This window comes from Streptomyces sp. CB01249, assembly GCF_001905735.1.
Classification (GTDB): domain Bacteria; phylum Actinomycetota; class Actinomycetes; order Streptomycetales; family Streptomycetaceae; genus Streptomyces.
This window is the reverse complement of record NZ_LISW01000009.1, coordinates 352,657-374,189: the sequence shown is the minus strand read 5'-3', so window position 1 is coordinate 374,189 and position 21,533 is coordinate 352,657. Positions and strand designations below refer to the sequence as shown.

General features: G+C 72.1%; 19 protein-coding genes. 11 read left to right on the top strand and 8 right to left on the bottom strand.

The genetic code is table 11. The features are described from left to right. The first annotated feature begins 150 nt into the window (after nt 1-150). From AMK18_RS31820 to AMK18_RS31805, 4 genes are all read left to right on the top strand, one after another. Nucleotides 151-1,362: a PP2C family protein-serine/threonine phosphatase gene (locus tag AMK18_RS31820; RefSeq protein ID WP_073865528.1), complete on the top strand. Its 1,212-nt coding sequence runs from the start codon at nt 151-153 to the stop codon at nt 1,360-1,362. A 79-nt stretch (nt 1,363-1,441) separates the two neighbouring features. Next, on the top strand, nt 1,442-2,119 hold the full coding sequence (locus AMK18_RS31815) for a TetR family transcriptional regulator (RefSeq protein ID WP_073865527.1): 678 nt from the start codon (nt 1,442-1,444) through the stop codon (nt 2,117-2,119). Next, complete coding sequence (locus AMK18_RS31810) at nt 2,116-2,886, top strand: SDR family NAD(P)-dependent oxidoreductase (RefSeq protein ID WP_018102860.1); 771 nt, start codon at nt 2,116-2,118, stop codon at nt 2,884-2,886. Before AMK18_RS31815 ends, AMK18_RS31810 begins: the two co-directional genes overlap by 4 nt. Nucleotides 2,887-2,967: 81 nt before the next feature. Further along, entirely contained in the window at nt 2,968-4,008 is a 1,041-nt protein-coding gene (locus tag AMK18_RS31805; protein WP_018102861.1) for an NAD(P)-dependent alcohol dehydrogenase, read from the top strand. Nucleotides 4,009-4,041: 33 nt separating this feature from the next. Here AMK18_RS31805 and AMK18_RS31800 read toward each other — a convergent pair whose 3' ends face one another. Genes AMK18_RS31800 through dhaK form a run of 4 tightly spaced genes read right to left on the bottom strand, consistent with a single transcriptional unit; the run spans nt 4,042 to nt 6,595 of the window. After that, entirely contained in the window at nt 4,042-4,533 is a 492-nt protein-coding gene (locus AMK18_RS31800; protein WP_073865526.1) for an NUDIX domain-containing protein, read from the bottom strand. Between the two features lie 28 nt (nt 4,534-4,561). Continuing rightward, a complete protein-coding gene (locus AMK18_RS31795) occupies nt 4,562-4,963 on the bottom strand; it encodes a PTS-dependent dihydroxyacetone kinase phosphotransferase subunit DhaM (RefSeq protein ID WP_018102863.1) in 402 nt (133 codons plus the stop codon). Beyond that, nucleotides 4,960-5,574 (bottom strand): dihydroxyacetone kinase subunit DhaL, encoded by a 615-nt coding sequence (gene dhaL, locus AMK18_RS31790; RefSeq protein ID WP_073865525.1) that lies wholly within the window; start codon nt 5,572-5,574, stop codon nt 4,960-4,962. The genes AMK18_RS31795 and dhaL overlap by 4 nt, the downstream gene beginning before the upstream one ends. Before the next feature lie 28 nt (nt 5,575-5,602). Next, entirely contained in the window at nt 5,603-6,595 is a 993-nt protein-coding gene (gene dhaK / locus AMK18_RS31785; RefSeq protein WP_026171490.1) for a dihydroxyacetone kinase subunit DhaK, read from the bottom strand. Nucleotides 6,596-6,741: 146 nt separating this feature from the next. On the opposite strand from dhaK, the gene AMK18_RS31780 reads away from it, so the two are divergent. Beyond that, nucleotides 6,742-7,281 (top strand): DUF1697 domain-containing protein, encoded by a 540-nt coding sequence (locus AMK18_RS31780; RefSeq protein WP_073865524.1) that lies wholly within the window; start codon nt 6,742-6,744, stop codon nt 7,279-7,281. Nucleotides 7,282-7,285: 4 nt separating this feature from the next. Here AMK18_RS31780 and AMK18_RS31775 read toward each other — a convergent pair whose 3' ends face one another. Continuing rightward, on the bottom strand, nt 7,286-7,681 hold the full coding sequence (locus AMK18_RS31775) for a TOBE domain-containing protein (RefSeq protein WP_018102867.1): 396 nt from the start codon (nt 7,679-7,681) through the stop codon (nt 7,286-7,288). A 98-nt stretch (nt 7,682-7,779) separates the two neighbouring features. Between AMK18_RS31775 and AMK18_RS31770 the strand changes: the two genes are divergently transcribed. The 6 genes from AMK18_RS31770 (at nt 7,780) to AMK18_RS31745 (ending at nt 16,379) form a co-directional block, all read left to right on the top strand. Beyond that, entirely contained in the window at nt 7,780-9,258 is a 1,479-nt protein-coding gene (locus AMK18_RS31770) for an MFS transporter (protein ID WP_073865523.1), read from the top strand. 10 nt (nt 9,259-9,268) lie between these two features. Next, complete coding sequence (locus tag AMK18_RS31765; protein WP_073865522.1) at nt 9,269-10,294, top strand: glutathione S-transferase family protein; 1,026 nt, start codon at nt 9,269-9,271, stop codon at nt 10,292-10,294. Between the two features lie 101 nt (nt 10,295-10,395). Beyond that, the gene (locus AMK18_RS31760; protein WP_018102870.1) at nt 10,396-12,615 is read left to right on the top strand and encodes an NADP-dependent isocitrate dehydrogenase; all 2,220 of its coding nucleotides are present in this window, start codon (nt 10,396-10,398) and stop codon (nt 12,613-12,615) included. Between the two features lie 173 nt (nt 12,616-12,788). Next, nucleotides 12,789-14,519, top strand: a complete 1,731-nt coding sequence (ctaD, locus tag AMK18_RS31755) for an aa3-type cytochrome oxidase subunit I (RefSeq protein WP_018102871.1) — start codon at nt 12,789-12,791, stop codon at nt 14,517-14,519. Further along, entirely contained in the window at nt 14,516-14,884 is a 369-nt protein-coding gene (locus AMK18_RS31750) for a hypothetical protein (RefSeq protein WP_073865521.1), read from the top strand. Before ctaD ends, AMK18_RS31750 begins: the two co-directional genes overlap by 4 nt. A 133-nt stretch (nt 14,885-15,017) precedes the next feature. Beyond that, the gene (locus tag AMK18_RS31745; protein WP_018102873.1) at nt 15,018-16,379 is read left to right on the top strand and encodes an NAD(P)/FAD-dependent oxidoreductase; all 1,362 of its coding nucleotides are present in this window, start codon (nt 15,018-15,020) and stop codon (nt 16,377-16,379) included. Between the two features lie 24 nt (nt 16,380-16,403). Here the strand turns inward: AMK18_RS31745 and meaB are convergent, their stop codons facing one another. The 3 genes from meaB to mutA are packed head-to-tail and all read right to left on the bottom strand — an operon-like array spanning nt 16,404 to nt 21,471. Further along, nucleotides 16,404-17,402, bottom strand: a complete 999-nt coding sequence (gene meaB / locus AMK18_RS31740) for a methylmalonyl Co-A mutase-associated GTPase MeaB (protein ID WP_018102874.1) — start codon at nt 17,400-17,402, stop codon at nt 16,404-16,406. An 11-nt stretch (nt 17,403-17,413) separates the two neighbouring features. Continuing rightward, entirely contained in the window at nt 17,414-19,615 is a 2,202-nt protein-coding gene (gene scpA, locus AMK18_RS31735; RefSeq protein WP_073865520.1) for a methylmalonyl-CoA mutase, read from the bottom strand. After that, nucleotides 19,615-21,471 carry a methylmalonyl-CoA mutase small subunit gene (gene mutA / locus AMK18_RS31730; RefSeq protein ID WP_073865519.1) on the bottom strand — a complete coding sequence of 619 codons (1,857 nt, stop codon included), beginning with the start codon at nt 21,469-21,471 and terminating at the stop codon, nt 19,615-19,617. The genes scpA and mutA overlap by 1 nt, the downstream gene beginning before the upstream one ends. Nucleotides 21,472-21,533: the final 62 nt, after the last annotated feature.

Below are 21,533 nucleotides of genomic sequence, written 5' to 3'. Positions count from 1 at the left end.
GTCTCCGGGCCGGGAGACACCGCCCCGGCGCATTACGGGACCTTCGGCCGGGCCCCCGGGGCCGTAAGCCTCGTGTGCGCCGCCCCCGCGACCGGGTCGAATGGAGGTACGCGTCGGCATCCGGCCGGCAGACCCCGGAAGGAGAGGGCCTTGACGATCGGACTCCTGAGCCGGCCCGCGCCCCGCGTGACGCTTCCCGGCACCGACCTCGGAGAGGCCGCCGTGCGCGCCCCCGGGGTCGGGAACGGGGTGCTGTTCGGCGCGCTGGCCCTGCTGACCGCCGCGATCGTCTGCCTGGACGTCCTGACGGGCCAGGATCTGCGTCTGGTGCCCCTGCTGGTGGTGGTACCGGCCTTCGTCTCGGTCTTCGGCACCATCGGCCAGACCACCGGTGTCGCCGCCTTCGTCATGGTGGTGGCCGTCGCCTCGCGCCTGTCGGCCGGGGGGAGCAACTGGGACATCGCGAGCAGTGTGGTCTTCACCGCCCTGGCGTGCCTCCTCGGTATCGGCGCCTGCGTCCTGCGCATCCGGCACGCCACCGAGGTCGCCCGGCTCCGTTCCGCCGCCGTCGCGCTCCAGCGCCAGATCCTGCGCCCCCTGCCCATTCCCACCGACCAGATCACCGCCCACGGCTCGTACACGCGGATCGAGGAGGACCATCTGGTCGGCGGGGACATCTACGAGGTCGTGCAGTCGCCCTACGGCACCCGCGTGATCATCGGCGACGTCCAGGGCAAGGGCCTCCCCGCCATTGGCGTGGGCTTCGCCGTGCTCGGCGCGTTCCGCGAGGCGGCCATCCGCGAACCCTCCCTCATCGGTGTGGTGGACCGGCTGGAGGACGCCGTGGCCCGGCAGAACGCCTTCGCCGCCCAGACCGGTGACGCGGAACGCTTCGTGACCGCGCTCGTCCTCGGGTTCGACGGCGACGGCCGGGCGCAGGCCGTCAACTGCGGCCATCTGCCGCCCCGCCTGGTGCACGACGGGGTCGCCGCCACCGTGCCGCTGCGCCGGACGTCGGTACCGTTGGGTCTGGCGGAACTCAGCAACGAGGGCCGCTCCGCGGAACGGCTCGACTTCCCGCCCGGCGCGACGCTCCTGACGTTCACCGACGGGGTCACCGAGGCCCGCGACGCCGAGGGCCGCTTCTATCCGCTCGACGCTCGGCTGAGCCGCTGGGCCCGCCAGGGCCCCCGGGAACTGCTCGACGCGCTCGGACACGACCTGGAGCAGTTCTCCGGCGGAGTGCGGCGCGACGACATCGCCGTACTCGCCCTGAGCCGGGTCGCCGAGTCGGCCCCCACACCGTCCGAGCCGACGGTGTACGAGGCGATGCGGCCCGCCGAGGCGCTCAGCGGGCGCTGATCCGCGCAGCTCACCGGCACACGATGTCCCGATGCGACTTCTGTCGCGTCGGGACATTTTCGGGTGTACGGTGAAAGACATGCAAGCGGAACAGAAGATTCCGGACAGGCGGGGCCGCAAGGCCCGCCGGACCCGGGACGCCCTGGCCGGAGCCGCGTTCGAGCTCGTGCTCGACCGGGGGCTCAGGGAGGTCACGGTCGAGGAGATCGCGGAACGCGCCGACCTGGACCGCCGCACCTTCAGCCGGTACTTCGCGAGCAAGGAGGACGCCGTCCTGGACTCGGTCCGGGGCGACGGCGACCGCATCAACGAGGCCCTGCGCGCCCGGCCGGCCGATGAGCCCCCGCTCACCGCCTACCACCGGGCCGTCCAGGACTGGCTCGCGGACCCCGGGGTCCCGGCCTGGCACCGCCGCCCGCGCATCTTCGAGCTGCTGGTCCTCGCCGAGCGCGAACCGACCCTCTACGCGGCCTTCCACCACATCCGGGTGGACGCGCAGGCGGACTCGGTCGCCATCGTCGCGGACCGGCTCGGCACCGACCCCCTCAGCGACCTGCGGCCCGCCGTCACGGTCGCCGCCGGAGCCGGCGCCCTCCTCGCCGCCCAGGCCGCCTGGGTGCGCGGAAACCGCCCCGACGAGCTGCCCCGGCTCGTGGAACGGGCCTTCGGCGCCCTGGCCGGCGAGCTCTTCACCGGCCCCGCGCCGCACAGCACCACCAGCACCACCAGCACCACGGAAGGAAACGGCACATCATGAGCACCACCACCCCCGCCGACCAGGAGTTCGCCGGCCGCACCGCCCTCGTCACCGGAGGGGCCTCCGGCATCGGCCTGGCCCTCGCCCACCGGCTCGCCGGCGCGGGCGCCTCGGTCGTCGTCGCCGACTACAACGAGGCGAGCGCCCGCGAGGCCGCGGCCGCGCTGGAGAGCGCCGGCGGCCGGGCCGCCGCCGTGGCCATGGACGTCACCGACCCCGCGTCCGTCGAGGCGGGCGTGCGGTTCGCCGTCGACACCTTCGGCGCCCTGCACCTCGCCGTGAACAACGCCGGCATCGGCGGCCCCAGCAACCCGACCGGTGAGTACGCCGTCGAGGACTGGGACCGGGTCGTCGCGACCAACCTCAGCGGCGTCTTCTACTCGATGCGCTACGAACTGCCCGCCATCGTCGCGGCGGGCGGCGGCGCGATCGTCAACATGTCCTCGATCCTGGGCACCAACGGCTTCGCCGGTTCCCCGGCCTACGTCGCCGCCAAGCACGGCGTCGTCGGCCTCACCAAGACCGCCGCCCTGGAGTACGCCGCGCAGAACGTCCGGGTCAACGCGGTGGGCCCCGGCTTCATCGACACCCCGCTGCTGCGCAACACGGAGGGCCCGGCCCGCGACCACCTGATCTCGCTGCACCCGGCGGGCCGCCTGGGCACGTCCGAGGAGGTCGCGGAGCTCGCCGCGTTCCTGCTCTCCGACCGCGCCTCGTTCATCCACGGCAGCTACCACCTGGTGGACGGCGGCTACTCCGCCTCCTGACCGGGGGAGCGGACGGGGCACGGGGGACAACGGGGGGTTTCGGGGGTCAGCACACACGCCACAGAGGTCGAGGAGGACCCCATGAAGGCAGTTCAGTACCGCGAGATAGGCGCCGCACCCGAGGTCGTCACCGTGCCCGACCCCGAGCCGGGCCCCGGGCAGGTCCTGCTCAAGGTCACGGCGGCGGGCGTCTGCCACTCCGACATCGCCGTGATGAGCTGGACCGCGGACGAGTTCCCGTACCCGCTGCCGCTCACCCTCGGCCACGAGGGCGTCGGCACGATCGCCGCGCTCGGTGACGGCGTCAGCGGCCTGGAGACCGGCCAGTCCGTCGCCGTCTACGGCCCCTGGGGCTGCGGCACCTGCGTGAAGTGCGCCGAGGGCAAGGAGAACTACTGCCTGCGCGCCGCGGAGCTCGGCATCAACCCGCCCGGCCTGGGCTCGCCCGGCGCCATGGCCGAGTACATGATCGTGGACGACCCGCGCCACCTCGTGCCCCTCGGCGACCTCGACCCGGTCCGGACCGTGCCGCTCACCGACGCGGGCCTCACCCCGTACCACGCCATCAAGCGCTCCCTGCCGAAGCTGGTGCCCGGAGCCACCGCCGTCGTCATCGGCACCGGCGGCCTCGGCCACGTGGCGATCCAGCTGCTGCGCGCCCTGACGTCCGCCCGGGTCATCGCCCTCGACGTCACCGAGGACAAGCTCGCCCTCGCCCGCACTGTCGGGGCGCACGAGACCGTCCTGTCCGACGAGCACGCGGCCGCCCGCATCCGCGAACTCACGGGCGGCATCGGCGCCCAGGTCGTCCTGGACTTCGTCGGGGCCCCGCCGACCGTCGCCACCGCCGGTGCGGCGGCCGCCATCGACTCCGACGTGACCATCGTCGGCATCGGCGGCGGAGCGCTGCCCGTGGGCTTCGGCGCCCTTCCGTTCAACACGACGGTCACCGCCCCGTACTGGGGATCGCGCTCCGAACTGGCCGAGGTGCTGGACCTGGCCCGCACCGGCGCGGTGGACGTCCACGTCGAGACCTACCCGCTGGACGAGGCGCCGCTCGCCTACGAACGCCTGCACGCCGGCAAGATCAACGGCCGCGCGGTCATCCTCCCGCAGAGCTGACCGGTCCCACGACGAGGAGGGCGGGTGCCGACGTCAGGCCCCGCCCTCCGCCAGCCGCTCGCGCAGCCGGTCCACGAAGACCCGCTGCCCCTTCACCAGCCGCTCCGCCGCCTCCTCGGGCGTGCACCAGGCGAACCGGTCCATCTCCGGGAACTCCCGCAGCGTCCCCGACCTGCGGGGCCACTCCATCGAGAAGGTGCCGGGCACCGCCGTCGCCGGGTCGGCATCGCCCTCCAGCGCCCACACGGTCACCGTTTTCCCACTGGCCTGACGCGCCTCGCCCAGCGCCAGCCAGGCACCGTCCGGCGCCGGATGCCCGAACTCCTCCCCGAACTCCCGCCGCGCCGCCGCCTCCGGCTCCTCATCGGGGCCGTACTCGCCCTTCGGCACCGACCAGGCGGCCTCCTCGCGCCCCGCCCAGAACGGGCCGCCCATGTGGCCGATGAACACCTCGAGGCCGCGCCCGGCCCCGGTGCGGAACAGCAGCAGCCCCGCGCTGCGGCGGGTGGTCCTCTCGGCCGTCATACCGTCAAGTGTGCCCGGCGACCGGTCGTCACGCCTTGCGGTAGTCGTACGCCTCCGAGGCCGCCGCCTCCACCGCGTCGAGGTCGCCGCCCGCCGACGCGGTGACCACCGCGGCCACCGCGCCCTCCACGAACGGGGCGTCCACCAGCCGTGTACCGGGCGGGAGTTCGTCCTCCGCCAGCATCGCCTTGACCGTGAGGACCGCGCTCCCCAGATCGACCAGAACGGCGACCCCGGCCCCGCCGTCCACCGCCCGGACGGCCTCCGCGATCAGCTCCGTACTCGTCCCGAGCCCGCCCGCCCCGGTGCCGCCCGCCGCGGCCACCGGAGCCGTCGCCCCGCCCGCCGCCAGCCCCCGGGCCAGCTCCGCCACCGACTCGGCCACCGGCCCGCTGTGCGAGACCAGCACGATGCCCACCTGCGCGCTCACGCCGCGCCCCCGTCCGTCTGAGCCGTGTCCGCCAGCGCGGCGACCAGCAGCGCCGCCGACGTCGCCCCCGGGTCCTGGTGCCCGACGCTCCGCTCGCCCAGATAGCTCGCCCGGCCCTTGCGCGCCCGCAACGGCACGGTCGCCTCGGCGCCCGCGGCCGCCGCGTCCCGGCCCGCCGCGAACGAGGTCCCCAGCGCCTCCACGGCCGGCAGCAGCGCGTCGAGCATCGTCTTGTCACCGGCCTGCGCCCCGCCCAGCTGGGACACCGCCGCGACGCCCTCGCCGAGCGCCCGCGCCAGATCGGCGGGGGACACGGCCGCCGCGTCCCCCAGCGCCTTGCCCGTACGCCGCAGCAGCGTCCCGTACAGCGGCCCCGAGGCTCCGCCGACCGTCGAGATCAACTGCCGTCCGGCGAGGGCCAGCACGGCCCCCGGGGTCTGCGGCGGCTCCTTCGCCAGCGCCGCCGAGACCGCGGCGAACCCGCGCTGGAGGTTGCTGCCGTGATCGGCGTCCCCGATCGCGGAGTCCAGGTCCGTCAGGTGAGCCGCCTCGCGGTCGACCAGAACGGCGGCCGCGGTCATCCAGCGATGGAAGAAATCGGCGTCGAGCACATGCACTCCTCGGTCCGTCACGTGCGGATCAGCGTCCCCAGCGCAGCGCCGGCGTCTCCACCGGTGCGTCCCACAGCCGCAGCAGCTCCTCGTCCACCTGGCACAGCGTCACCGAGCAGCCCGCCATGTCGAGCGAGGTCACATAGTTGCCCACGAGCGTACGAGCGACCACCACGCCCCGTTCCCGCAGCACCCGGTGCACCTCGCCGCCGAACCCGTACAGCTCCAGCAGCGGGGTCGCGCCCATGCCGTTGACCAGGGCGAGCACCGGGCCGCTGGGCCGCAGGTCGTCCAGGACCGCGTTCACGGCGAAGTCCGCGATCTCCCCGGAGGTCATCATCGCCCGCCGCTCCCGGCCGGGTTCGCCGTGGATGCCGATGCCCAGTTCCAGCTCACCGGCGGGCAGGTCGAAGGTGGGGGAGCCCTTCGCGGGCGTCGTGACGGAGCTGAGGGCCACCCCGAAGCTGCGCGAGGACTCGTTCACCCGGCGGGCGATCGCGGCCACCCGGTCCAGCGGGGCGCCCTCGTCGGCCGCCGCACCCGCGATCTTCTCCACGAACAGGGTGGCGCCCGTGCCCCGGCGCCCGGCGGTGTACAGGCTGTCGGTCACCGCGACGTCGTCGTCCACGAGGACCTGCTCGACGCGCAGCCCCTCCTCCTCGGCGAGCTCGGCGGCCATCTCGAAGTTGAGGACGTCCCCGGTGTAGTTCTTGACGACGAAGAGCACGCCCTCGCCGCTGTCCACGGCGGCCGCCGCCCGCACCATCTGGTCCGGCACCGGCGACGTGAACACCTCGCCCGGACACGCCGCCGACAGCATGCCGGGGCCGACGAACCCGGCGTGCAGCGGCTCGTGCCCCGACCCGCCGCCGGAGACCAGGGCCACTTTCCCGGCCACGGGCGCGTCCCGGCGTACGACGACCCGGTTCTCCACATCCACGGTCAGTCCGGGATGGGAGGCGGCGATCCCGCGCAAGGCGTCGGCCACCACGGTTTCGGGAACGTTGATCAGCATGCGCAACGGAATCTCCCAGGAGAGCTGTCGGACCCGGACGGCGTGAACCGTTCCCACCGTAGGCCGTGATCGCGCCGCTGCGAAGACGGCGGGGCTACGCTGTCGGCGTCCGCCGCGCCCCGCGCCCCTCCCGCAGGAACAGGTGACCGGATTTGCTGTACATCGCGCTGCTCCGAGGGCTGAACGTGCCGGGCCGCTCCGTGAAGATGGAGCGGCTGCGCGGGCTCTTCACGGAGCTGGGCCTCGCCTCCGTACGCAGCTACATCCAGAGCGGCAACGTCTTCTTCGAGTCCGACGAGACCGACCGGGCCGCCCTCGCCGCCCGCATCGGCGACCACCTCGCCGGGGCTCTCGGCTACGACGTCGCGGTGTGCCTGCGCACGATCCCCGAGCTGGAGGCGCTGATCGCGCTCGACCCGTTCAAGGACGTGACGGTCACCGACGACATCCGCCTCTGCGTCGTGTTCACGACCGAGCGCATCCCGTCGGATCTGGACCTGCCGATGCTCTCCCCGAAGAAGGACATGGAGATCATCGGCCACACGGACCACGACGCCTTCGTCGTCTGGCACCTGATCAACGGCAAGGCACCGGCCGCCAAGGGCTTCCAGGAAGGCGTCCTCGGCCGTGACGCCACCACCCGCTTCTTCCACACCGTCGCGAAGATCCTGGCCGCGGCCCGGAAGGGCTGACCGGTCAGGCCCGGTCGATGTGCACGCTGGTCGACTTCACCCGGGCGGTGGCCTGCACACCGACCTCCAGGCCCAGTTCCTCCACGGCCTCCCTGGTCAGCAGGGACACCAGCCGGTGCGGTCCCGCCTGGATCTCGACCTGCGCGGCCACGTCGCCCAGCTTCACCGCGGTGACGATGCCCGCGAACGCGTTGCGCGCGGAGGTGTACGAGACCTCCTCGTCGCCCGCCCCGTTCTGCGCGACCTCGACGGAGAACGCCGCCAGGTCGCGGCCGTCGATGAGGCGGCGGCCGCCCTCGTCGCGGTGGGTCGCGACGCGCCCCGCGTCGGCCCAGCGCCGGGCGGTGTCGGGGCTGACCCCCAGGAGCCGGGCCGCCTGCCCGATCGTGTACGACTGCATGCGCCGTACCCTAACCGGCCCGCGACCCCGCGTACGCGGCACGGCCGGGTGGACCAGCCGGGATGAGGAATCCGGGCGCGCGTCCTAGGGTGCGAACCATGGCAGACAGCGCGGGGGACCGGGGCTCCGACGGGCACGACACGCCCGATCCGCGACGCTGGCAGGCGCTCGCCGTCTGCCTGGTCGCCGGGTTCATGACCCTCCTGGACGTCTCGATCGTCAACGTCGCGCTCCCCTCCATCAAGGAAGGGCTGCACACCCCGGAGTCCGACCTGCAGTGGGTCCTGTCCGGTTACGCCCTGGCCTTCGGCCTGTTCCTCATCCCGGCCGGGCGGCTCGGCGACGCACGCGGGCGGCGCGCCGTGTTCATGGCGGGGCTCACGCTCTTCACGCTGTCCTCCGCGGCCTGCGGCGCCGCCCAGTCCAGCATGTGGCTGGTGATCGCCCGGCTGGTCCAGGGGCTGGCCGGCGGCATGGTCTCGCCGCAGATCTCCGCCCTCATCCAGCAGATGTTCCAGGGCCGGGAACGCGGTCGCGCCTTCGGCATGTTCGGCACGGTGGTCGGCATCTCCACCGCCGTGGGCCCGCTGCTCGGCGGCCTGCTGATCCAGGCGGCCGGAGCGGAGGAGGGCTGGCGCTGGGTGTTCTACGTCAACCTGCCGCTGGGGCTCGTCTGCCTCCTGCTGGCCCGCCGCCTGCTGCCCGACACCCCGTCCGCCGGCCCGGTCCGGCTGCGCGACCTCGACCCGCTCGGCGTGCTGCTGCTCGGCACGGGCGTCCTGGCCCTGCTGCTGCCCTTCGTCCAGTCCCGCCAGTGGCCCGGTGACGAGAAGTGGCTGCTGCTGATCCTGGCCGTGGCGCTGCTCGCCGCGTTCGTCGGCTGGGAGTCCCGGTGCGGCCGGCGCGGCACCCAGCCGGTCGTGGACCTCCGGCTCTTCAAGGTGCGTTCGTACTGGCTGGGCTGTCTGCTCATCCTGCTCTACTTCGCCGGATTCACCTCGATCTTCTTCATCACCACCCTCTATCTCCAGAGCGGCCTGCACTACACCGCCCTCCAGGCCGGTCTGGCCATCACCCCCTTCGCCCTGGGCTCCGCCGTCGCCGCCAGCCCCGGCGGACGGCTCGTCGGACGCTTCGGCCGCCCCCTCGTCGTCGTCGGCCTGGCCGCCGTGGCCATCGGGCTCGGGGCCACCGCGCTCGCCGTCCACCTGGTGCCCGGCCGGGGCGCCGGCTGGGCGATGGCCGCCCCGCTGCTCTTCGCGGGGCTCGGCAGCGGCCTGGTCATCGCGCCCAACCAGACCCTGACCCTGTCCGAGGTGCCGGTGGCCACCGCGGGCAGCGCCGGGGGCACCCTCCAGACCGGGCAGCGCGTCGGCTCCGCCATCGGGATCGCCGCCGTCGGAGCGGTGTTCTTCGCCCAGGTCGGCGGCGACGGCTGGTCCGACGCATACGACCACGGGCTCATCGTCTCCGTCGCGTTCGTCGTCGGCGCCCTGCTCGTCGCGGTCGCCGACGTGGGCGGCGGCCGACGGGGCAGACGCCGTACACAGCACTCCCCACCCGCAGCCGCCTCCTGAGGAGAACGCGATGAACGACTCCGCCGGTACCGATGGCAACAGCTCCTACGGACACAAGCCCTTCAAGCGCTCCCGCAGCCACTTCGCGGACCGCATCACCGCCGACGGCCGCGACGGCTGGCCCGTCGAGGCGGGCCGCTACCGGCTCGTCGCCAGCCGGGCCTGCCCCTGGGCCAGCCGCGCCCTGGTCTCCCGCAGGCTCCTCGGCCTGGAGGACGCGCTCTCGCTCGGCGTCACCGACCCGCTCCAGGACGACCGCAGCTGGCGCTTCACGCTCGACCCGGACGGCCGGGACCCGGTGCTGGGCATCCGCTACCTCAGCGAGGCGTACGACGCCCGCGAGCGCGACTACCCGGGCGGCGTCAGCGTCCCGGCGATCGTGGACGTCCCCAGCGGCAAGCTGGTCACCAACGACTACCAGCGGATCACCCTGGACCTCGCCACCGAGTGGACCGCCCTGCACCGTCCCGGCGCGCCGGACCTCTACCCCGAGCCGTTGCGCGCGGAGATCGACGAGGTCATGGAGGGCATCTACCGCGACGTCAACAACGGGGTGTACCGCGCCGGTTTCGCGGACGGCCAGGACACCTACGAGGAGGCGTACGAGGCCCTGTTCCGCCGCCTCGACCAGACGTCGGAACGGCTCGCGGACCGGCGCTACCTCGTCGGTGACACGATCACCGAGGCCGACATCCGGTTCTTCACCACCCTGGTCCGCTTCGACCCCGTCTACCACGGCCACTTCAAGTGCAACCGCCGGAAGCTCTCCGAGGACCCGGTGCTGTGGGCGTACGCCAGGGACCTCTACCAGACCCCCGGCTTCGGGGACACGGTCGACTTCCACCACATCAAGCAGCACTACTACCGGGTGCACACCGGGATCAACCCCACCGGCATCGTGCCCGCGGGCCCCGACCTCTCCGGCTGGCTGACCCCGCACCACCGCGAACAGCTCGGCGGCCGCCCCTTCGGCGACGGCACCCCGCCCGGACCCGTCCCGCCCGGCGAGGAGATCCCGCCGGAAGGCCGCCCGTAGCGCGGGATCCGGCCGGTCTGGGGCAGGGCCCTGTCGAGCCCGCGCCGCTCACGAGATATCTTGATGTCAAGCAATGTTGCAGACGTGGAGCGGAGCACAGGGTGACTGACTCGACCATCATCTATACACACACCGACGAGGCCCCGGCCCTGGCGACGTATTCGTTCCTGCCCGTGATCGAGGCGTACGCCTCCAAGGCCGGGGTCACCGTCGAGAGCCGGGACATCTCCCTGGCGGGCCGGATCATCGCCGGTTTCCCGGAGCGCCTCCGCGAGGACCAGCGCATCGACGACGCTCTCGCCGAGCTCGGCGCGCTGGCCACCACTCCGGGCGCCAACATCATCAAGCTGCCGAACATCTCGGCCTCGATCCCGCAGCTGAAGGCCGCGATCGCCGAGCTCCAGGCCCAGGGTTACGCCCTCCCGGACTACCCGGACGACCCGAAGACCGACGAGGACAAGGACGTCCGCGCCCGTTACGACAAGGTCAAGGGCAGCGCCGTCAACCCGGTCCTGCGCGAGGGCAACTCCGACCGCCGCGCCCCCGCGTCGGTCAAGAACTACGCCAAGACCCACCCGCACCGCATGGGCGCGTGGACCGCCGACTCGAAGACCAACGTCGCCACCATGGGCGTCGACGACTTCCGGTCCACCGAGAAGTCCGCGGTCATCGCCGAGCCCGGCACCCTGCGCATCGAGCTCGCCGGGGACGACGGCACCACCACCGTCCTGCGCGAGTCCGTACCGGTCCTCGCGGGCGAGGTCGTGGACGCGTCCGTCATGCGCGTCGCCGCCCTGCGCGAGTTCATCACCGCCCAGATCGCCCGCGCCAAGGCCGAGGGCGTCCTCTTCTCCGTGCACCTCAAGGCCACGATGATGAAGGTCTCCGACCCGATCATCTTCGGCCACGTGGTGCGCGCCTTTTTCCCGAAGACCTTCGCCGAGTACGGTGACGCGCTCGCCGCGGCCGGCCTGACCCCGAACGACGGTCTGGGCGGCATCCTCAAGGGCCTGGAGGCCCTGCCCGAGGGCGCGAAGATCAAGGAGTCCTTCGAGGCCGAGCTCGCCGAGGGCCCCGCCCTCGCCATGGTCGACTCCGACAAGGGCATCACCAACCTGCACGTCCCCAGCGACGTCATCGTGGACGCCTCCATGCCGGCCATGATCCGCACCTCCGGCCACATGTGGGGCCCGGACGGCAACGAGGCCGACACCATCGCCGTCCTGCCGGACAGCAGCTACGCCGGTGTCTACCAGGTCGTCATCGACGACTGCCGCGCCCACGGCGCCTTCGACCCGGCCACGATGGGCTCCGTGCCCAACGTCGGCCTCATGGCGCAGAAGGCCGAGGAGTACGGCAGCCACGACAAGACCTTCGAGATCCCCGCCACCGGCACCGTCCGCGTCGTGGACGCCGCCGGCAACGCCGTGCTGGAGCAGGCCGTCGGCGCCGGCGACATCTTCCGCATGTGCCAGACCAAGGACCTGCCGATCCAGGACTGGGTCAAGCTCGCCGTCACCCGCGCCCGCGCGACCGGCAACCCGGCCGTCTTCTGGCTCGACGAGGACCGCGCGCACGACGCGCAGCTCATCGAGAAGGTCCGGACGTACCTCGCCGAGCACGACACCGAGGGTCTGCAGATCGAGATCATGACCCCCGAGAAGGCCACCGCCTTCTCCCTGGAGCGCATCCGCCGCGGCGAGGACACCATCTCCGTCACCGGCAACGTGCTCCGCGACTACCTGACGGACCTCTTCCCGATCCTGGAGCTCGGCACCAGCGCGAAGATGCTCTCCGTCGTCCCGCTGATGAACGGCGGCGGCCTCTTCGAGACGGGCGCCGGCGGCTCCGCGCCGAAGCACGTGCAGCAGCTCGTCAAGGAGGACTACCTGCGCTGGGACAGCCTGGGCGAGTTCCTGGCCCTCGCCGTCAGCTTCGAGCACCTCGCGCAGACCACCGGCAACGCCCGCGCCCAGGTCCTCGCCGACACGCTGGACCGGGCCACGGCCACGTTCCTCAACGAGGACAAGTCGCCGTCCCGCCGCCTCGGTGGCATCGACAACCGCGGCAGCCACTTCTACCTGTCCCTGTACTGGGCCCAGGAGCTGGCGCAGCAGACCGCCGACGCCGAGCTCGCCGCCGCGTTCGCCCCGCTCGCCAAGACGCTGTCCGAGCAGGAGCAGACGATCGTGGACGAGCTGATCGCGGTCCAGGGCAAGCCGGCCGACATCGGCGGCTACTACCAGCCCGACCCGGCCAAGGCCGCGGCCGTCATGCGTCCGTCCGCGACGTTCAACCAGGCGATCGCGAGCCTCGCCTGACCCGAAGGTCACCCGATGCCCCGGCCGGCTTCCGCCGCGCCGGGGCATCGGCGTTCCGTAACCCCCCTGACGGGTGAATGTCGCGCCCCGGCGGGTGCCGGGCCGCGCGACGGGCCCCCTTCGCTGCTTTGCTGCATCCGGTAACACGGACGCACAAGCGAAGGAGCGGCCCCGTGACGACGACGGGCACACCAGGTACGGCCGAGGACGAGGAGTCGTACTCCAACGAGCTGCCGGTGCGCAGCCGGGAACCCGGCAACGTCGTCATCAGGTGGGCGACCACCACCGATCACAAGACGATCGGCTCCCTCTACCTGGTCACCTCGTTCGCGTTCTTCCTCGGCGGCGGGCTGCTCGCCCTGTTCATGCGCGCCGAGCTGGCCCGGCCGGGCATGCAGATCATGTCGAACGAGCAGTTCAACCAGGCGTTCACGATGCACGGCACGATCATGCTGCTGATGTTCGCGACGCCCCTGTTCGCCGGATTCACGAACTGGATCATGCCGCTGCAGATCGGCGCGCCCGATGTGGCGTTCCCGCGGCTGAACATGTTCGCGTACTGGCTCTACCTCTTCGGCTCGCTCATCGCGGTGGCCGGCTTCCTCACCCCGAACGGCGCCGCGGACTTCGGCTGGTTCGCCTACTCCCCGCTGACCGACGTGGTCCGCTCGCCCGGGATCGGCGGTGACCTGTGGATCATGGGCCTGGCCTTCTCCGGCTTCGGCACGATCCTCGGTTCGGTCAACTTCGTCACCACGATCATCTGCATGCGCGCGCCCGGCATGACGATGTTCCGCATGCCGATCTTCGTCTGGAACGTCCTGCTGACCGCCGTGCTGGTGCTGCTGGCGTTCCCGGTGCTCGCCGGGGCACTCCTGGCGCTGGAGGCGGACCGCAAGTTCGGCGCCCATGTCTTCGACGCGGCCAACGGCGGCGCGTTGCTCTGGCAGCACCTCTTTTGGTTCTTTGGCCATCCGGAGGTGTACATCATCGCCCTGCCGTTCTTCGGCATCGTCTCCGAGATCATCCCGGTCTTCAGCCGCAAGCCGATCTTCGGCTACATCGGTCTGGTGGCGGCGACGACCGCCATCGCCGGGCTCTCGATCACGGTGTGGGCGCACCACATGTACGTCACCGGCGGGGTGCTCCTGCCGTTCTTCTCGTTCATGACGTTCCTCATCGCGGTGCCCACCGGGGTGAAGTTCTTCAACTGGATCGGCACCATGTGGAAGGGCTCGCTCTCCTTCGAGACCCCGATGCTCTGGTCGGTCGGCTTCCTCGTCACGTTCCTCTTCGGCGGACTGACCGGGGTGATCCTGGCGTCCCCGCCGCTCGACTTCCACGTCTCCGACTCGTACTTCGTGGTCGCGCACTTCCACTACGTCGTCTTCGGCACCGTGGTCTTCGCGATGTTCGCCGGATTCCACTTCTGGTGGCCGAAGTTCACCGGCAAGATGCTGGACGAGCGGCTCGGCAAGATGACCTTCTGGACGCTGTTCGTGGGGTTCCACGGCACGTTCCTGGTGCAGCACTGGCTCGGTGCCGAGGGCATGCCCCGCCGGTACGCGGACTACCTCGCCGCGGACGGCTTCACCGCGCTGAACACCATCTCGACCATTTCCTCGTTCCTGCTCGGCCTGTCGATGCTGCCGTTCATGTACAACGTCTGGAAGACCGCCAAGTACGGCAAGCAGATCACCGTCGACGACCCGTGGGGCTTCGGCCGTTCGCTGGAGTGGGCGACCTCCTGCCCGCCGCCGCGGCACAACTTCGTCACCCTGCCCCGTATCCGCTCCGAATCCCCGGCCTTCGACCTCCACCACCCCGCCGTGCGCGAGCTGGAGGAGGCCGCCACCCGGCCCCACACCTCCGTGACGGTGGCGCCGGGGGACAAGCAAGAGTGAGCGGCGAGAAGAGACGGGCGCAGACCGACCCGGACGCCGAGAGCGCTCGGGGACTGGCCCGGATGGAGGGCTACCTGCTGTGGAACGCCGAGGTCGAGCAGGCCCGCAGGCTCGCCCGGCGCTTCACCGACCAGCTGCCCTGGCTCACCACCGCCCAGCGCGAGGACGTGGAGCGGGTCTACACCGCCGAGCGGACCGCCGAGTCCCGGGTGACGCTGGCGCGGATCTCCGCCCGCGCCCTGCAACTGCGCGGCGAGTACACCGAGCGCTACCGCAGGCTGCGGGCCCGCTGCGTCGCCGCCGCCGTGGTCTGCGCGGGCGCGGCGGGCGGCGCCTGCGGGGTCGTCACCTACCTGGCCAGATGATCCGGCGCGGTCGTCCGTTCTGCCTTCCCAGCAGGCGCACTCGCCGCCCGGTCGTGAAGATGAGAGGTGACGGTCGCGTGTGACGGGGCAGGCGAACGGACGACCGTGCAGACCCCCAGAAGGGACGATCACTGTGGCACGACCCAGGATTCTCGTAGTCGGAGCCGGTTTCGCCGGGGTCGAGTGCGTACGCCGTCTGGAGCGGGGGCTGCGGCCCGGTGAAGCGGACGTCTCGCTCGTCGCCCCGTTCTCGTACCAGCTCTACCTGCCCCTGCTGCCCCAGGTGGCGTCCGGGGTGCTGACCCCGCAGTCCGTCGCGCTCTCGCTGCGCCGCAGCAGCCGCCACCGCACCCGCATCATTCCCGGCGGGGCCATCGGCGTGGACCCCGAGGCGAAGGTGTGCGTGATCCGCAAGATCACCGACGAGATCGTCAACGAACCGTACGACCACCTCGTCCTCAGCCCCGGCAGCGTCACCCGGACCTTCGACATCCCCGGGCTCCTCGATCACGCCCGCGGGATGAAGACGCTCGCCGAGGCCGCCTACGTACGCGACCACGTCATCGCGCAGCTCGACCTCGCGGACGCCAGCCACGACGAGGAGGAGCGGGCCTCCCGGCTCCAGTTCGTCGTGGTCGGCGGCGGGTACGCCGGGACCGAGACCGCGGCCTGCCTCCAGCGCCTCACCACCAACGCGCTGCGGCACTACCCCAGGCTCGACCCGAAGCTCGTCAAGTGGCACCTCATCGACATCGCCCCGAAGCTCATGCCCGAACTGGGCGACAAGCTGGGCGCCAGCGCCCTCAAGGTGCTGCGCGACCGGGGCATCGAGGTGTCGCTCGGCGTGTCCGTCGCCGAGGCCGGGCCCGACACCGTGACGTTCACCGACGGCCGGGTGCTGCCCTGTCGGACGCTGATCTGGACCGCCGGGGTCGCCGCCAGCCCGCTGGTCGGCACCTTCGACGCGGAGACCGTGAAGGGGCGGCTCGCCGTCACGCCCGAGATGGTGCTGCCGGGCCACGACGGCATCTTCGCGCTCGGCGACGTGGCCGCCGTGCCCGACCTGGCCAAGGGCGACGGCGCGGTCTGCCCGCCCACCGCGCAGCACGCGCAGCGCCAGGGCCGCAAGCTCGCCGACAACCTCCTCGCGAAGCTGCGCAACCAGCCGCTTCAGCCGTACGTCCACAAGGACCTCGGGCTCGTCGTGGACCTCGGCGGCAAGGACGCCGTGTCCAAGCCCCTCGGCATCGAGATGCACGGCATCAGCGCCCAGGCCGTGGCGCGCGGCTACCACTGGTCGGCGCTGCGCACCAACGTCGCCAAGGCCCGGGTCATGGCGAACTGGCTGATCAACGCCGCCGCGGGCGACGACTTCGTCCGCACCGGCTTCCAGATGCGCAAAGAGGCGACCCTGCGCAATTTTGAATACACCGACAGCTACCTGACTCCGGAGGAGGTCCGGAAGCACACCGCCGCCCTCCACACCCGGATGTGACCGGGCGCGGCGGGCGGCGGCCGCTCAGACAGCCGGGCCGGACCCCCGGAACGCGTTGAGGATCGCCTCGGCGGCCAGGGTCGCCGGGAGCGTCCCCTCCCGCACCCGGCGCTCCAGGTCCGGGGCCACCGCCCGCACCCCGGCGTGGCCGCGCAGGCTTTCCAGGAGTTCGTCGCGCACCATCGTCCAGGCCCAGTCCACCTGCTGCTCGCTGCGCTTGGCGGCGAGCCGGCCGGTCGACTCCAGGAGCGCCCGGTGCTGTTCCAGCCGCTCCCACAGCGTGTCGAGACCGGTCGACTCGCGGGCGCTGCACGTCAGGACCGGCGGGGTCCACGCCGCGTCCGCCGGGTGCATCAGCCGCAGCGCGCCCGCCAGTTCACGGGCGGCGGACCGCGCGTCGCGCTCGTGCGGGCCGTCCGCCTTGTTGACGGCGATGGCGTCCGCGAGTTCCAGGACGCCCTTCTTGATGCCCTGCAACTGGTCACCGGTGCGCGCCAGGGTCAGCAGCAGGAACGTGTCGACCATGTTGGCGACCGCGGTCTCCGACTGGCCGACACCGACGGTCTCCACCAGCACGACGTCGTAGCCCGCCGCCTCCATCACCACGATGGACTCGCGGGTCGCCTTCGCCACCCCGCCCAGCGTGCCGGCGGTGGGGGAGGGGCGCACGAAGGCCGCCGGGTCCACCGCGAGCCGTTCCATCCGGGTCTTGTCGCCCAGGATGGAACCGCCCGTCCGGCTGGACGACGGGTCGACCGCCAGCACGGCGACCCGGTGCCCGAGCCCGGTGAGCATGGTGCCGAGCGCGTCGATGAACGTCGACTTGCCGACCCCGGGCACCCCGCTGATGCCGACGCGCCGGGCGTGGCCCGAGTGCGGCAGCAGTCGGCGCAGCAACTCCTGCGCCAGCGCCCGGTGGTCGGGGCGGGTGGACTCGACCAGGGTGATGGCGCGCGCGATGTGCGCGCGCTTCCCGTCGAGCACGCCCTTCACATAACTGTCGAGATCGATCCTCGGGGCCATCGCTCAGCGGCTCACAGCTCGTGGCCGAGCGCGGAACCGAGCCGCGTCACCAGGTCGTGGGCCGCCTCCGGGATCACAGTCCCGGGTGGGAACACGGCCGCGGCGCCCGCCTCCAGGAGCGCGTCCACGTCCTGCGGCGGAATCACCCCGCCCACCACGATCATGATGTCCTCGCGCCCCTCGGCGGCCAGCTCCTCGCGGAGCGCCGGGACGAGGGTGAGGTGGCCGGCGGCCAGGGAGGAGACGCCCACGATGTGCACGTCCGCCTCGACCGCCTGCCGGGCGACCTCGCCCGGGGTCTGGAAGAGCGGGCCGACGTCCACGTCGAAGCCCAGGTCGGCGAAGGCGGTGGAGATGACCTTCTGGCCCCGGTCGTGCCCGTCCTGGCCCATCTTGGCGACCAGGATGCGCGGACGGCGCCCCTCGGCCTCCTCGAACGCGTCGACCAGTGCGCGGGTGCGGTCCACGGACGGCGACTCCCCTGCCTCGTTGCGGTACACACCGGAGATCGTACGGATCTGGCCCGCGTGACGGCCATAGACCTTCTCCAACGCGTCCGAGATCTCGCCCACGGTCGCCATCGCACGGGCCGCGTCCACGGCCAGCGCCAGCAGATTGCCCTCCAGGCCGGGGCCCGGGTCGCGCTCGGCGGCCGCGGTCAGCGCGCGCAGGGCGTCCTGGCAGACGGTTTCGTCGCGTTCCTCGCGCAGTCGGCGCAGCTTCTCGATCTGCTGGGCGCGGACCGAGGTGTTGTCTACCTTGAGGACGTCGATCTGTTCGTCGGTCTCGACGCGGTACTTGTTGACGCCGATCACCGGCTGGCGGCCGGAGTCGATGCGGGCCTGGGTACGGGCGGCGGCCTCCTCGATGCGGAGCTTCGGGATGCCCGCGTCGATGGCCTTGGCCATGCCGCCTGCCGCCTCGACCTCTTCGATGTGCTGCCAGGCCCGCCGCGCGAGGTCGTACGTCAGCTTCTCCACGTACGCGCTGCCGCCCCACGGGTCGATGACCCGGCCCGTGCCGGACTCCTGCTGGAGCAGCAGCTGGGTATTGCGGGCGATGCGCGCAGAAAAGTCCGTCGGCAGGGCCAGCGCCTCGTCCAGGGCGTTGGTGTGCAGCGACTGGGTGTGCCCCTGGGTCGCTGCCATCGCCTCCACACAGGTGCGCGTGACGTTGTTGAACACGTCCTGCGCGGTCAGCGACCAGCCCGACGTCTGCGAGTGCGTCCGCAACGACAATGACTTGGGGTTCTTCGGGTCGAACTGCTGTACGAGCTTGGCCCAGAGGAGCCGGGCGGCGCGCAGTTTCGCGATCTCCATGAAGAAGTTCATGCCGATCGCCCAGAAGAAGGACAGGCGGGGTGCGAACGCGTCGACGTCGAGGCCCGCGTTCTGCCCGGCGCGTAGGTACTCCACCCCGTCGGCCAGGGTGTAGGCCAGCTCCAGATCGGCCGTGGCTCCGGCTTCCTGGATGTGGTAGCCGGAGATGGAGATCGAGTTGTAGCGGGGCATCTTCTGCGAGGTGTACGAGAAGATGTCGGAGATGATCCGCATCGACGGCTTCGGCGGATAGATGTAGGTGTTGCGGACCATGAACTCCTTCAGAATGTCGTTCTGAATGGTCCCGGCCAGCTTCTCCGGCGGTACGCCTTGTTCCTCGGCGGCCACGATGTACAGCGCGAGGACGGGCAGCACGGCCCCGTTCATCGTCATCGACACCGACATCCGGTCCAGCGGGATGCCGTCGAAGAGCTGACGCATGTCGTAGATCGAGTCGATCGCCACACCGGCCATGCCGACATCGCCGGTCACCCGGGGGTGGTCGCTGTCGTAGCCGCGGTGCGTCGGCAGGTCGAAGGCGACCGACAGGCCCTTCTGACCCGCCGCCAGATTCCGCCGGTAGAACGCGTTGGACTCCTCAGCTGTGGAGAAACCCGCGTACTGCCGGATCGTCCACGGCTGGTTCACGTACATCGTCGGGTACGGACCGCGCAGGTACGGCGCGACTCCGGGGTACGTGCCGAGGAAGTCCAGGCCCTCCAGGTCGTGTCCGGTGTACAGCGGCTTGACGCCGATGCCCTCCGGGGTCTCCCACAGCAGGTCGCCCACCGAGCTGCCGGAGGACTCCTTGACCGCGGCGCGCCACTGGTCCTCGGTGACCTCGGGGGAGCCGTCCGGCCCGAGCCCGATGTCGGAGAAGTCGGGGATACGCATTACGCCACACCCATCCGGTCGAGAAGGGAAGACAGCACGGCCACCGCGTCGCAGCCGGCGAAGACGTACTCGTCCACACCGTCGTACGCACCCGGCCGCCCCGCCAGATACACGCGCCGCGCACCCGCCGCGACCAGCGCCGCGGCGACCTCCGCCGCCTGTTCGGCGTAGAGCGCGTCGCTGGAGCACAGGCACGCCGCGTCCGCCCCGGAGGCGGCGAACGCCGCGGCCACCGATGACGCGTCCACCTGAACCGGCTCGTGGACCGGCTCGACGCCGCCCGCCTGGAACAGGTTCGCGGCGAAGGAGACCCGCGCGGTGTGCACAGCCGCCGGGCCCAGCGCGGCGATGAACACGCGCGGCCTGCTCCCGGTCGCCGCCAGATGGGCGTCCGAGCGGGACCGCAGCGCCTCGAACGCCTCGTCGCGCCGGACGACCGGGAGGCCGCCCCGCGCCGGGGCCGCCGGGAACGGCTCGCGCTCCACCGGGCGTTCGGCCAGCAGCGGGAACTCGCTCACCCCGGTCACCGGCTCCTTGCGCCGCGCCAGGTCCTTGCTGCGCGCCGCCCAGGTCGCCGCGATCCGCTCCGCGACCAGACCCGAGTTCAGCGCGGCCGTCTGGCCGCCCGCCCGCTCGATCTCCTGGAAGAACGACCAGGCCGCTTCCGCGAGTTCGTCGGTCAGCCGCTCCACGTACCAGGAACCGCCCGCCGGGTCGATGACCCGGGCGAGGTGCGACTCCTCCAGCAGGATCGTGGAGGTGTTGCGGGCGATGCGCCGGGCGAACGCGTCGGGCAGGCCCAGCGCGTGATCGAACGGCAGCACGGTCACCGCGTCCGCCCCGCCGACGCCCGCTCCGAGGCTCGCGAGGGTGGTCCGCAGCATGTTCACCCACGGATCGCGCCGCGTCATCATGACCGGTGACGTCACCGCGTGCTGCCGCTGCGCCCCGGCGCCGGGAGCCCCGCAGACCTCGGCGACCCGCGCCCACAGCCGGCGCGCTGCCCGCAGCTTGGCGATCGTCAGGAACTGGTCGGCGGTCGCCGCGTACCGGAACTCCAACTGCCCGCACGCCGCTTCGACATCGAGCCCGGCCTCGGTCAGCGCCCGCAGATAGGCGACGCCCGTGGCCAGCGAGGCGCCCAGCTCCTCGGCCGCCGAACCGCCCGCCTCGTGGTACGGCAGCGCGTCCACGACGACCGCGCGCAGCCCCGGGTACTCCTCGGCGCAGCGTCGCGCCCAGCGGACGGCCTCCGACAGGTCGGGCTGGGTGCCCTCGCGCGCGGCCCGACCCAGCGGATCGGCGCCGAGGCTGCCCCGGACCTCTCCTGCCGGGACACCGCGCTCCGCGTGCAGCCGCAGCAACTCGGTCGCCGCGGCGTCCAGTTCCGCGCCCGCGTCCAGGACGATCGGCGCCAGGTCGAGCAGGACGCCGTCGAGGGCCCGGTCCAGACCGGAGACCGGCACGCCGGAGGCGCCGCCGACGGCCAGCCACAGCGAGGTGACGCCGTTCTCCAGGTCCGCGAGCACGGCCTCGTTGAGCCGGGCGGGGTCGGTGAACGCGTGCCGCTGGCGTACGCCCCAGCCGCCCGCCGTGCACCCTTCGGGCTTGCTGCCGCGGGTGAACGGGGCGAAGCCCGGGAGACCGGCATCGGGCGCGTCGTCGCGCGAGGTGTAGAGGGGCCGGGTGATGAGCCCGTCCTCCACCGTGGTGGACAGTGCTTCCTCGGCGGCCGGTCCCGATACGTCCTTGCCCGATTTGCGCAGCACACCTTCGACAAGGCTCTGCCACTGCTCATGGGTGGGGTCGGGGAATCCGGCGGCCAGCGGAAGCCCGTCAGCAGGCTGGACCGTCATGGCCCAGATGCTAGGGCAGCTTCCCGGGGGAGGAGCAGTGCGTCGGCCTGTGACCTTGCCCT